Below are 12,830 nucleotides of genomic sequence, written 5' to 3' on the forward strand. Positions count from 1 at the left end.
TGGCGGTGGCGGTACGGGCGTCGGTCCCGCCGGTGCCGCTGATACGGGTGGGTGTCGTCGGTGCCGGCAGGGCTGTCGGTGCTGACGGTGCGGGTGCCGGGGCGAACTCGCCGATCCCGTGGCCAGGCCGCCGGTGAGCCCGGGCCGCCGGCGGCCGGGTGGCCCCGCCCGGCCGGAACCATCCCCCTGAATAAGCGTCACGCGGCGTGTCTGGAATTAGGCATTCTCGGAAAATAATCAGATTCTCAAAGTAGCCGGACGGCTACGTTCTTGTCCGCGTGCCTGACGCCGCGCGGAATTCTTGGTCAACTTGTTGACAACCCGGCTTGTAGACTGACATAGTGCACAACATGCCAAGGGATATCGGCCTGTCAGTCCGGCGTGCGGTGGATTTCCTCCGCGTCGCCAGCGCCATGTGTTCCGCCTGACCCGCTGTTCTCTTCGGCCGGCCGGCGCGGCCCGGCATGTATTCCGCGTCCGTTCCGCCTTTTCTTCCCGCTGGTCTTATCTCCGCTGTTCCGGCAGGCGGGTGCCGCGCCGGCAGCGTCGCCCCGATTTTCTGCGGCGGTCATCTTCGTGTCGCGTACAACTGTGATCTGACAGTTTATTCCAACGGTACCGTCGATCGATGTCGCTCCGCCGCCGCCCGGGACCGTGCCGGCCGCTGACCGGTCCGCAGACAAACCCGAGAGGAATTCGACCTCACCATGCAGCGCAGTGTTCGACGTGCCATTCGACGCCGACCGGGGGTGCTGCCAGCAGCCGTCGCCCTGGTAGCGACGCTGATTCTGGCGGCCTGCGGGCAGAGCGACGGCGGCGATGCCGCCAGGACCGAACAGACCGAACTGCGTTATCAGGGCTCCGTCGGCCAGGTCACACCGGTCGAGCTCGCCGCGGATCTCGGCTACCTCGGCCCCATAAAGCTCAAGTGGATCGGTAACACGATCAGCGGCCCGCAGGACATCCAGTCGACCGCCACCGGTGACGTCGACTTCGGTAGCGCGTTCAACGGGGCAATCATCAAGCTGATCGCCGCGGGCTCGCCGATCAAATCGGTGGTCGGTAGCTACGGAATCGACCAGAACACCTTCGGCGGCTTCTACGTTCTCGACGGGAGCCCGATCACGTCACCTCGTGACCTGTTCGGGAAGAAAATCGGCATGAACACGCTGGGCGCGCACTACGAGGCAATCCTGGACGAATACCTCAAGCGGGGCGGTCTCAGCCAGGACGAGATCAAAAAAGTGATACCGACGGTTGTCCCGCCGGTGAACACCGAGCAGTCGCTGCGCGAGAAGCAGATCGACGTCGCGGTCCTCGGCGGAATTCTGCGGGACAAGGCGCTGGCCCGGGGCGGGATTCACCCGTTGTTCAGCGACTACGACCTCTTCGGTTCGTTCACGGCTGGCAGCTACGTGCTCCGCGAGGATTTCATCAGGAAGAACCCGACGACGACCAGGCAGTTCGTCGAGGGTGTGGGCAAGGCCGTCGAATGGTCCAGGACGACTCCTCGCGACCAGGTCATCGCCCGCTTCAAGGACATCATCGCCAAGCGTGACCGCAAGGAGGACGCAACCGCCATCCAGTACTTCAAGGGATACGGGGTCGCCGGCCGGGGCGGGCTCATCGCGGACGCCGACTTCACCCGGTGGACCGGCTGGTTGAAAGCGAACGGCCAGCTGAAGAAGGACATCACCCCGGCCGAGCTCTTCACCAACGACTTCAACCCGTTCCGGGTGCCCTCCTGACGGAGCCGTTCCCGGCGGAACCGAGCCGCTGCCCCGCTCCGGACGCGGGATTCCCGGTGCCCAGCCGTCCCAGCCGTCGTGGCACCGGGAACCATCCTTCACCGACACCGAGAGATGATCGGCAATGAGCACGATAGAATTCAGGAACGTCACGAAGAATTTCGCCGTCCGCGATCACGGAAATCTCCGCAACACCGTCAGCGAGTTCACCGCGGTCGACAACGTGAACCTGCGCATCCGCAGCGGCGAGTTCCTGGCCCTGGTCGGCCCCAGCGGCTGCGGGAAGTCCACCCTGCTGGACATCCTCGGCGGACTGACCAGCGTGAGCGATGGTCAGGTCCTCGTCGACGACAGCCCGGTCACCGGCCCCGGCCTCGACCGGGGGATCGTCTTCCAGCAGTATGCGCTGTTCCCGTGGCGGACCGCCCTCGGCAACGTCGAATTCGGCCTTGAGGCCAAGAAGGTGGCGCGGTCGCAACGTTCGGCCCTGGCCCGGCACTACCTCGACCTCGTCGGGCTCAGCGGTTTCGAACATCGATATCCCCACGAGCTGTCGGGTGGTATGAAACAACGGGTGGCGATCGCGCGGAGCCTGGCCTACGACCCGGCGGTCCTCCTGCTCGACGAGCCTTTCGCCGCGTTGGACGCCCAGACCAGAGAAACCCTGCAGGACGAGCTCCTGCGGATCTGGGCCAAGACCGGCAAGACGATTCTTTTCGTCACCCACGGCATCGACGAGGCCGTCTATCTCGGTCAGCGGGTCGCGGTGATGACCTCCCGGCCCGGCCGGATCAAGCAGATCGTCGACATCCCCATCACCGCCCGCGCGGACGGGACCGACCTGCGTTCCGATCCCGATTTCGTCCGCTACCGGCACGAGGTCTGGGAGCTGCTGCGCGAGGAGGTGGCCAGAGCTCAGCAGGCCGAACGTGACGAACAGTCGGCAGGTGAGCGGGCATCCTTCGGCGGCGGGCCGGCCCGCCGCGGTGCGGCCGGCACGGCGCCCACGAAGGCCGCCGGGCTCACTGGGCCCGCCGGGCCCGCCGGGCCCGGCGGGCACACAAAGGCGGAGGGGCACGCGGGACAGGCGGAGAAGGAAGTGACCAGCGTTGGCCATCGTTGAGGACACCCGTACCGAGGCCGGAAGCCGGCTTTCCCCAGCTGCCGCGTCACCGGCCGCCGCCGCTCGCCGCGGCTGGCTGTCCAGGGCCGGCCGGATCGCCGGCGGGCTCTCCCGCCGGGTGGTGGGAATTCTGATCCTGCTGGCGGCCTGGGAAACGCTCCCGCGGCTCGGGGTGGTCGACCGTGTGTTCCTGCCGCCCTTCTCCGAGGTTGCCGACGAATGGGTGGCGCTGCTTCGCAGCGGTGACCTGTGGGAGCACACCTCCGCCAGCCTCACCCGGGCGGCCAGCGGCTTTGCCATCGCCATCCTGATCGCGCTGCCGCTGGGACTGCTCATCGGCTGGTTCCGGCTGGTGGCCCAGTTCCTCAACCCGGTGCTCGAGGTCTTCCGCAACACCGCTCCGCTGGCCCTGCTGCCGGTGTTCGTGCTGATTTTCGGGCTGGGTGAGACCTCGAAGATCGCCATCATCGTCTATGCCTGCGTCTGGCCCGTGCTGCTGAACACGATCAGCGGTGTCCAGGGTGTGGACCCCCTGCTCGTGAAATCCGCACGGTCGATGGGGCTGTCATCGGTACGGCTGTTCCAGAAGGTCATTCTTCCGGCCGCCGTCCCGACGATTTTCACGGGTGTCCGGCTGGCCGGAGCCTACGCGATCCTGATACTCGTCGCGGCCGAGCTGGTCGGCGCCAAGGCCGGGCTCGGCTATCTGATCAACTATGCCCAGTCGAACTTCGCGATCCCCGAGATGTACGCGGGGATCATCACGGTCGCGGCTGTCGGCCTCGTCATCAACCAGGCCCTGCTCGCCCTGGAACGGCGCTTCACGAGGTGGCGGGTGACCTCGAACTCGTAATGTCGCGCCGGGCAACGCGGCCGGCATCCGTGGATCGCCCGCACGGATGCCGGCTCCGTCGGAGCAGCCGTTCACCTGTCCGTAGGAAGCCGCCCGTGGAAAGAGGAACGTCATGTCTGCCGCCGGCAACCGGAAATTCCACCTCAACGCGTTCCTGATGAACGCCGGGCACCACGACGCCGCCTGGCGTCACCCCCGGGCCCAGCCCGAACGCGCCACCGACCTGGCCTACTTCCAGGAGCTCGCGCGCACGGCCGAGCGAGGCAGGCTCGACTCCCTCTTCCTGGCCGACGGGCTGGCGCTGTGGGGCAAGGTCCGGTACAACGTGCTGGGCGGCTTCGAGCCGGTCACCCTGCTCTCCGCGCTGGCCACGGTCACCGAGCGCATCGGCCTGATCGCCACCGTCTCGACGACCTACAACGAGCCGTTCCACGTCGCCCGTAAGTTCGCCTCCCTCGACCACATCAGCGGCGGGCGGGCCGGCTGGAACATCGTCACCTCCGGCAGCCTCGACGAGGCCCGAAACTTCGGGCTGGACGAGCACCCTGAGCACGGCCTGCGGTACGCCCGGGCCCGGGAGTTCGTCGAGGTCGCCACCAAGCTGTGGGACAGCTGGGAGGACGACGCCCCGATCATCGACCGGGCGGGCGGGATCTACGCCGACACCAGCAGGATTCGCCAGGTGGGGCACGTCGGCGAGTTCTTCCGCGTCCAGGGGCCGTTGAACGTCCAGCGTTCCCCGCAGGGCTATCCGCTGCTGGTCCAGGCGGGCTCGTCCGAGGACGGCAAGGAGTTCGCGGCCCAGTACGCCGAGGCGGTCTTCACCGCCCAGCAGACCCTCGCCGACGGCCAGACCTTCTACAAGGACCTCAAGTCACGCCTGGCCCGCTACGGGCGCGCGCCCGAGGACGTGAAGATCCTTCCCGGCATCTGCCCGGTCATCGGCGCCACCGAGGCCCAGGCCCGGGAGCTGGAGGAGGAGCTCACGGCGCTGCAGATCCCCGAGTACGGCCTGGCGCAGCTGTCGAACATGGTCGGCGTCGACCTCACCGGCCTCCCGCTGGACGGGCCGCTGCCCGGCCTGCCCGACGAGCGGGACATCAACGGCAACAAGAGCCGGTTCACCCTGGTCAGCGAGCTCGCCCGCCGCGACGGACTGAACCTCCGGCAGCTGATCGCCAGGCTGGGCGGCGGCCGCGGGCACCGCGTCTTCGCCGGCACGCCGGAACAGGTCGCCGACCAGCTCGAGGAGTGGTTCACCCAGGACGCGGCCGACGGCTTCAACATCATGCCGCCGTTCCTGCCCGGCGGGCTGACGGACTTCGTCGACCTGGTGATACCGATCCTGCAACATCGTGGCCTGTTCCGCACCGAGTACACCGGACGCACCCTGCGCGACCACTACGGCCTGCCCCGCCCCGCGAACCGCCTGGCCATCCAGGCCTGACCGCCGGGCTGAGCCGAGCCGGCGTCGCCGTCGGGCGGGTGGGGCGGCGCCGGTGGGCGGGGCCGGTGCCCACCGGTGCCCACCGGTTCGCGTCCGGTCGCGGGCTGGTCGTGTTCAGTTGCCCGGTTCGTCCCTGACGAGACGGTTCCAGGTGACAGGACCGACGATCCCGTCGGCGGTGATGCCGGCGTGCCGCTGGAAGTCGCGTACCCAGGCGTCCGTCCGCCGGCCGAAGACGCCGTCCACGGGGAGGAAGTCCCCGGGGTCGCTGATCCGGGCGTTCGCCTGGTCCTGGACGGCGCGTACCGCGTCACCCTTCTCGCTCCGGTCGCCGTCACGAACGGTGACGATGAGCGCCGGCCAGCTCTGGTCACCGACGGTGCCGTCGACCGCGATTCCGGCGGACGACTGGAAGGCGCGCACCGCCGCCTCGGTCGCCGGCCCGAAGACGCCGTCGACTGCCACCGAATATCCGTGCGCGCGTAGCAGGTACTGGATGCTCTGTACTGGTTCGCCGCTGCTGCCGTTCTTCTGCAGGGGCCAGGTCGCGGACATGCGTGAGCCTCCTCGGCGGTTGGTTCCTGGGCGACCGGTGGTGGCCACCTAGAAACACTATGAGCGATGATCTGATATCTGTCAGTCACACATCCGGCCGGGATGGCTGCCCACGTCAGGTTGTCAGGTCGGGATCTCCTCGTTGATCGTGCTCGGGTCGTTCCACGGCCGTTGCCGCGGCAGCTTGCGGTGCCGCAGCGACCCCGTCCGCAGGGACAGGTAGGCCACGGCCGAGAGCGGGATGGGCAGCCAGAAGTTCGCCAGCCGCCAGGTGACGACCCCCAGCAGCGCCACAGCCCGGGTCGAGCCGAACCCGACCAGGGTGGGGACGAGCACCCCTTCGATGATCCCGAGCCCGCCGGGGGAGATCGGGACGGCGGCCAGCACGTTGGCGAGCCCGTAGGCGACCAGCAGGCCGTCCACGGACGCGGCGTAGCCGTAGGCGTACAGGAACACCCACAGGGAGGAGGCTGCGAGCAGCCAGTTCGCCGCCGCCCACAGCGTCGCCCTGGCGAGCAGGAGCCTGTCCGCGCCGAGGACCCGCAGCCGGTCGGCAAAGGTGCGCACCAGCTGTTCGGCGCCGTCCGGTGACAGGCCCGGCGCGCGGTGGGCGACGGAACGCACGACACGGGCGGTTCGTTCACTGCCCCGGGTGAGAAGTATCACGCCGACGAAGACGATGGCGATCAGTAACGTCCCCACCGCCGCGGCCGTGCCGTAGATCGGGTTGCCGCCCCGGGTCGGGATGGAGATCAGCAGGCCGATCCACAGGATCACGTTCAGGACGACCGCCGAGCCCGCGCCCTGGATCGTCGCGGCGGACACCGCCTCGGACGCGCCGACCCCGGCGCCGCGTTGCAGGCGGTAGCGCAGCGCGCTCGCGGTGGCGGCACCGCCGGGCAGCATGTGGCTGACACCGAGGGTCGTCAGGTCGATCCGGAGCAGCGTCCACAGCGACGGCCGGCCCTCCCGGGCGAGCACACTGCGGGTCAGCATCGCGTAGGCGAGCAGGGATGCCGCCTCCAGGACCAGGCCGAGCACCAGGAAGCGCGGCTCCACGTCGGAGAACGTCTCCAGCGCCTTGCGCGCACCGGCAAGCTGCGGCAGCACCGCGTATTCGATGATCAGTGCCAGTATCACGACCGCGGCGCCCCGGCGCAGCCACCGGGGCACCCGCAGCACCGTCATCGGCTCGCACCCGCGGACGCCGTCACCGTCGCCGTCGCCGTCGCACCCGAATGATCATCGGTGGACCACTGTGGGCAGCGTCGCGAGCGCGGACAGCGCCATGCGGGCCGGCGGCGGGACGTCGTTGTTGTGAGACCACACATCGCATCTCATGGTGGCCCATCGATGCTCTCGTCTACCCCGTCACCACACGAGAACACGGGAATCCGTTCGTACGCCGCTGAACGTTCAGATCATCCGCCCTGGAAGGGGTAGGTCTATAATTCGTGGCCATGAACTACCGATCCGATGGCCGATGGATGACCTCGCTGTGATTTCCTCCTGGCAGGACCCCCGGCGCGCGGAGGCGTCGAGGGCGCTCACGGCTGTCCATGCCGGCGTCCGGGCCGGTGATGTCGAGACCGAGACGTTGGACTTCAAGGAAGACCAGTCCAGGCGCTCCGTGAACGGCCCGCCGACGGCAGGTGGTACCCAGCACGAGCCGACCGCTCGCGATCTTGCTGATTCCGCGTGCTGCTTCGCGAACGCCCGCGGCGGCGTCGTCATCGTCGGAGTCGAGGACAAGCGTGGCGGCCCGGCCGCGTTCGTGGGTACCGCGCTGAACCCCGAATGGCTGCGGCACCGCATCTGGGAGCTCACCGATCCGCATCTGGCCGTCGACGTGGAAGCGGTCACGGCGGCGAGCGGAGCACGCCTGCTGACCATCGTCGTCAGCGCGGGCCTGACCGCGCACCGGGTCCCCGGCGGCCGGTACAAGCACCGGGTCGGCACGCACTGCGTGGAGATGAGCAGTGTGGATCACACCGCTCTGGTGCGCCGCCACGTCGACTGGTCGGCCGAGCCGACGACGATGCGGTTCGACGATGTCGACATAGCGGCCCTGCTGGTGGCCCGTCAGGTGCTGCGGGCCGCTGAGGAGACGAGCCGGGTCGCCCTGACGTCCCGGCCGGACGAGGAACTGCTGCGTGCTCTCGGGGTTCTCGACTCCACGACCGGGACGCTGACCCGCGCGGGGGCCCTGCTGTTCGCGGTGACGGACCGGCAGCAGTCACATCTCGACTATGTCCGGCGGGCCCGGCCGGGAGCCGACGCGCTCATCCGCCTCGACGAGCCCGGCCGTCCGCTGCTGGTCGAGTTCAACGAGATCGAGCTCTCCATCCGGCTGGCGAACCAGCGTGTGCACGCGGTGCGCCTGGGCGCCCGGGGCATCGGCGAGGCGATCCCCGGTGCCGCGGCCCGGGAGGCGATCGTCAACGCGATCATGCACCGGGACTGGGAACGGCCGGAGCCGATCACCATCGAGCACCTGGGCGACCAGCTCGTCGTCACCTCACCGGGACGCTTCCCACCGGGCGTGGACGCGTCGAACGTCCTGACCACGACATCCCGGTCGGCCAATCCGCATCTCGCCAACGTCATGCGCAGCCTGCGGCTGGCCGAGCGGGAGGCGATCGGGGTGGACCGCATGTACCGGGAGATGATCCTGCTCGGCCACCGGCCACCAGTGATCACCCAGACGGTGGACAGCGTCCGCTGCGTACTGATCGGCGGTGATCCGGTGGAGCCGGTCACCGATCTGACCTCGTTGTTGAGCGCCGACGCGCGAGCCGACGTGGACGTCGTGCTGATCATTCACCGGCTCCTGGACCATCCGCGGGCGGACGAGCGGGTGCTGGCCCCGCTGCTGCAGAAAACCTCCGAAGAGGCGGCGGAGGCGTTGGCCCGAGCCCGGCGCGAAATCGTCGACGACGATTCGGCACTGATCGTTCCGGTGCACGCGGGTGGTACGGGCGGCGGTGGATTCCGGCTCGGCAACCGGGCCCGTGAGCTGCTCGCCGCCCGGCTGCCCTACTTCGACGTTCCGCCGAAGGAGGTCAAGCCCTTCGCGGTGGAGCTGGTCGGTGACCAGGGGGCGGTGCGGACACGCGACCTCATCGAGTACTGCGGGCTGCGCTCGGTTCAGGCGTCGAGGGTGCTCGGTGAGCTGCGGGACGACGGGGTGCTGGTCGTCGGCTCGGTGCGGACGGTCGGTCAGGGCGTCTTCTACGTCGCCGGCCCGCGCTTCCCCACCACGGCCCCGCCCCCGGGATGAGCGCCGGCGGCCAGGCCGCCCAGTTCCAGGTGCTCCACCTGCTCTTTTCCTCCGTTCCATCGTGTCCCTCTTCTCCATCGTGTCAACGGATCTGTCGCCTCGGACCCGGGGCACGGAGCCGGAATGAGCCGCCAGCGGCCGGGAGCGTCGGCGGCGGTCCCGGCGAGGAGCGCACGAGCGACGGCACGCCGCGGGCACACTGGTGGGGTGGACGTCACCTGGTGGGGGCACAGCACGGTTGTGATCGCCGACGCGGGTACGCGGCTGGTGACCGATCCGGTGTTCGGGCCGCGTATCGCCCATCTGCGCCGGCGGGCCGGCGCGCGCCCGGCGGCGCAGGCCGCGCGGGTCGACGCCGCGGTCGTCTCGCATCTGCACGCCGATCATCTCGACATCCCGTCGCTGAAGCTGCTCCCGCCGACGGTGCCGATCATTCTGCCGCGCGGCGGCGCCGCCCTGCTGGCCCGCCGGCACCCGGCACTCGCCGAGCGCTGCGTGGAGATGGTGCCCGGCGACCGCGTCCGGGTGACTTCCCGTGATGACATGACCGGTCTGGACGTGCTGGCGGTGCCGGCCGAGCACGACGGTTCGCGGGGGCCGTGGTCGCGCCATCGTGGCCCGGCGCTCGGATTCGTGGTGACCGGCAGCCGGACGGTGTGGTTCGCCGGGGACACCGCCCTGCACGACGCCATGGCCGATCTTGCCCCGCTCGGCATCGACATCGCTCTCGTCCCGGTCGGTGGCTGGGGGCCCAGCCTCGGCCCCGGGCATCTCGACCCGGCCGGCGCGATCGAGGCGGTCCGCCGAACGCTGGGCCCGCGACCGGTCCGCCCGCCAGCGCTCTCCCCGCCAGCGCTCTCCCCGCCGACGGTCTCCGCACCGAAGGTCTCCGCACCGGCGGTCTCCGTCCAGCCGGTCTCCCCACGGACGCTCTCCGCCCGGCCGGCGGTGGCGATACCGATCCACTACGGGACCTTCTGGCCGATCGGCTTCGACCGGGTGCGTCCCGACCGTTTCCACGAGCCCGGACGCGAGTTCGCCCGGCTGGCCGCCACCGCCACCGACCTGCCCGCCGAGGTGCGCGTCCTCACCCACGGCGAATCCCTGAATATCGCCGAATCACGCGAACGAGGGAACAAACGGTTGCTGCAGCAGCCACTTCCACCCTCATTCTCCTGATCGGACCTCATTCTCCTGATCGGAAAGGGGCGGGCGGGGCGCGGGCAGCGGGTCGCGGCGCAGCCCGAGCCGTTCCAGCCAGCGGACGAGCTGGTGGTGGACGGCGTCCGGGCCCTCGAGCGGGCCGGGTACGGCCGGCCAGCCCGCTGGGTACAGCAGCACGGCCCGGGTCTGGTCCCCGCCGATCCCGCCGTGGCAGCCGACTAGCTCCTCGAACGCGGCGACCTCCCGGGTGCCGGGGTCGATCCGGCTCATGACGACGATGTCGCCGACGTTGTGCATCCGCTGGTGGCGCAGCAGGTCCGCGGCGGCCCGCGAGCCGTACCCGAGCAGCGGGTTGGTGCCCTCGACCACCCCGGTCTCCAGGAACATCCGGCCCTGGGCGCCGAAGGCGACCGGTCCGTGCCCCCGGCAGCGCAGCACGACGAACCCGACCCCCGGGTGGTCGATCAGCCCGCGGACGAGCGCCGGGTGCAGGAACTCCATCTGCTCGAGATCGGCGCGGCCGGCCACCTGCGGCAGGTAGACCATGGCCAGGTTCCCGGACGCGACCACGACGAGATCCGGCCGCTGCGGGTCGAGGGTGACCTCCAGCCGGGACGGGCCGAGGGTGACCTGCCCGTCGTCGGTGCGGCGGCGCAGCATCAGCCGTCCCGGCCCGGTGCCGTCCCCGCCGCCGGTGACCTCGGTGAGCAGGGTGTTCACCGGGCCCCAGCCCTCGGCGGTCCCGGTCGCGGCGGCAGCGGCCGCCCCCGGCGTCAGCAGGCCGCGGACGGTGTCCTCCAGGGACCGCCCGTAGCGCTGGCGGAACGTCGCGCCCTGGCTCTGCCCGTGGTCGGACAGGACGACGATCTCGTACGTGCGCTCGACGGCACTGGCGATCCGCTCGAGCATCGCCAGCACCCGGTCGACGCCCTCCAGCGTCTGCAGCGACTCCCGCCGGTTGGGCCCGGCATGGTGGGCGACCTCGTCGTAGTCGACGAAGTCGCAGAACACCACGGGCACGCCGCGGGCCATCTGCTCGGCGATGAACGTGACGTTGAGGTCGCGCAGCAGGACGTTGGTCAGCCCGCGCAGCGCCACGTACGAGCCACCGCGGCGGACCCGGGGGAAGATGTTGTCGCGGCGCTGCTTGCGGGCCTGGTGCACCTCTTTGATCATCTCGCCGATGGTCAGGACCAGCGAGCGGGCGAGCCCCTGCGGGCTGGCCGCGAACGAGGCGTAGCCGCGGGCCCGGCGGCCGGGCAGACCGGCCTGGCTGACGGTGAGCAGGCTGTGCGGCGCGTCGCCGGAGAAGACGTTGCTGATGCTGACCCCGCCGTCGGCGAGCAGGCCACGCCCGTCGCTGAACCCCCGCTCGATCTCGGCGGCGTCCCGTGGCCGGTTGGTGACCACCAGCCGGCCGGCCTTCTTGTCGTACCAGCGGAAGGCGGGGACGTGGCCGGACGCGCCGTGCAGGATGCCGGCCTGGCTGGTCGGGGTCGTCGAGGGCATGCCGGTGTGCCATTCGACGAAGCGGTGCGAGCCGCCGCGGACCCAGCGGCTGAGCGTGGGCAGGTTACCGGCCGTGACCGCCCATCGCAGCAGCGGCGCGGACAGGCCGTCGATCTGCACGATGACGACTCCCGGGCCGTCGAACGGGCTGCCGTCCCCGCCGCCACCGTAGCGGGCGACCTGTCGTATGACCTCGCTGCTGAACGTCCCGTCGCTGCCGGCGTCGGCCAGCCAGCCGACAACCGCCGAGATCACCGCGGTGCCCCAGGCGACCCCGACGGCCGCGCCGAAACTGCTGGAGATCACCTCTGGTTCGATACGCAGCGCGATGTAGATCACCAGGGTCTGCGCGAACAGGCCGATCAGTGGCACGGCGATCCCGCCGAGAGCGACCGCCAGGGCGACGAGCACCGGCCGCAGCAACGCGCCCACCAGGGTGAGAATGACCACCAGACGCATCAGCGCGCCGAAGCCGTTGATCTCGATACCGGGCAGGAACTCCAGGGACAGGCCGAGCGCGAGCCCGCTCGCCACGACGGACCGGGTGACGCGCAGAAGGCGGTGCGGCGTCGGCTTCATGTCGCGCAGCACGATGCCGGCGAGGCGCAGCCGTCCCCGCAGCAGCCTCCCGATCACGGCGAGGCGCCGCCCGCGCTCGCGCCCGCGTCCGGGCAGGGCGGGGCGGGACCGCGTAGCGGCGTCGGTGCCGTCGGCACCGGTGTGACCCACAACCATGGCCAGCGCAGAGTAGAGCGCCGGTCAAGCGGCGCGGACAGCGCCCGCGCCCGTCCGCGCGGATCACGCGCCGGGCGAGTTCGCCGTTCGGCGCGTCCGCCGGCCGGGTGGACGTACGCGATGACGGACTTCTGGTGATCTTTTCTGCTGTTCGGGGCCTGCTGGCGTCGGCCACCGGCTGTACTGCTGCTCATGGTCGCGCCATGGGTGCTCTGGCCATATCTGATGGATCTTCGGCTGGCTGGGCAGGAAGTTGCCCGACCGCTTGCCAGGTTGTCACACGGTTGCCCGGCGGACGCGTGTCGGGTGGCCGCGGCGGCGACCGAGTACCGGGCATCCGGGTGTCCGCCCGCGGCTCCTGGCCCCGGAACAGGGCCTGGCGTGGGACCTGGCGCGGGACCTGGCGTGGGACCTGG

At 70.2% G+C, this 12,830-nt stretch carries 10 protein-coding genes; 7 read left to right on the top strand and 3 right to left on the bottom strand.

Features of this window, described 5'->3' with window-relative positions; all coding sequences use genetic code 11:
- The first annotated feature begins 350 nt into the window (after positions 1 to 350).
- From NBW84_RS24245 to NBW84_RS11435, 5 genes are all read left to right on the top strand, one after another.
- Entirely contained in the window at positions 351 to 428 is a 78-nt protein-coding gene (locus NBW84_RS24245) for a putative leader peptide (protein ID WP_445548233.1), read from the top strand.
- Positions 429 to 749: 321 nt separating this feature from the next.
- Positions 750 to 1,748 carry an ABC transporter substrate-binding protein gene (locus tag NBW84_RS11420; RefSeq protein ID WP_250284397.1) on the top strand — a complete coding sequence of 333 codons (999 nt, stop codon included), beginning with the start codon at positions 750 to 752 and terminating at the stop codon, positions 1,746 to 1,748.
- A gap of 124 nt (positions 1,749 to 1,872) precedes the next feature.
- Positions 1,873 to 2,871 (top strand): ABC transporter ATP-binding protein, encoded by a 999-nt coding sequence (locus NBW84_RS11425; protein ID WP_250284400.1) that lies wholly within the window; start codon positions 1,873 to 1,875, stop codon positions 2,869 to 2,871.
- Positions 2,858 to 3,724 carry an ABC transporter permease gene (locus NBW84_RS11430; protein WP_250284402.1) on the top strand — a complete coding sequence of 289 codons (867 nt, stop codon included), beginning with the start codon at positions 2,858 to 2,860 and terminating at the stop codon, positions 3,722 to 3,724. Before NBW84_RS11425 ends, NBW84_RS11430 begins: the two co-directional genes overlap by 14 nt.
- A gap of 112 nt (positions 3,725 to 3,836) precedes the next feature.
- Positions 3,837 to 5,171, top strand: a complete 1,335-nt coding sequence (locus NBW84_RS11435) for an LLM class flavin-dependent oxidoreductase (protein WP_250284404.1) — start codon at positions 3,837 to 3,839, stop codon at positions 5,169 to 5,171.
- A 114-nt stretch (positions 5,172 to 5,285) separates the two neighbouring features.
- On the opposite strand, the gene NBW84_RS11440 is transcribed toward NBW84_RS11435, so the two are convergent.
- Positions 5,286 to 5,726 (bottom strand): peptidoglycan-binding domain-containing protein, encoded by a 441-nt coding sequence (locus NBW84_RS11440; RefSeq protein WP_250284406.1) that lies wholly within the window; start codon positions 5,724 to 5,726, stop codon positions 5,286 to 5,288.
- 123 nt (positions 5,727 to 5,849) lie between these two features.
- The gene (locus tag NBW84_RS11445; RefSeq protein WP_250284408.1) at positions 5,850 to 6,914 is read right to left on the bottom strand and encodes a lysylphosphatidylglycerol synthase transmembrane domain-containing protein; all 1,065 of its coding nucleotides are present in this window, start codon (positions 6,912 to 6,914) and stop codon (positions 5,850 to 5,852) included.
- Between the two features lie 295 nt (positions 6,915 to 7,209).
- On the opposite strand from NBW84_RS11445, the gene NBW84_RS11450 reads away from it, so the two are divergent.
- Entirely contained in the window at positions 7,210 to 9,006 is a 1,797-nt protein-coding gene (locus NBW84_RS11450; protein WP_250284410.1) for an ATP-binding protein, read from the top strand.
- A 123-nt stretch (positions 9,007 to 9,129) separates the two neighbouring features.
- Positions 9,130 to 10,185 carry an MBL fold metallo-hydrolase gene (locus NBW84_RS11455; protein ID WP_250284413.1) on the top strand — a complete coding sequence of 352 codons (1,056 nt, stop codon included), beginning with the start codon at positions 9,130 to 9,132 and terminating at the stop codon, positions 10,183 to 10,185.
- Here the strand turns inward: NBW84_RS11455 and NBW84_RS11460 are convergent.
- On the bottom strand, positions 10,174 to 12,414 hold the full coding sequence (locus NBW84_RS11460) for a phage holin family protein (RefSeq protein ID WP_250284414.1): 2,241 nt from the start codon (positions 12,412 to 12,414) through the stop codon (positions 10,174 to 10,176). The genes NBW84_RS11455 and NBW84_RS11460 overlap by 12 nt on opposite strands.
- Positions 12,415 to 12,830: the final 416 nt, after the last annotated feature.

Origin of the sequence: Protofrankia sp. CiP1_Cm_nod2, assembly GCF_920664355.1 — a bacterium.
Lineage (GTDB): Bacteria > Actinomycetota > Actinomycetes > Frankiales > Frankiaceae > Protofrankia.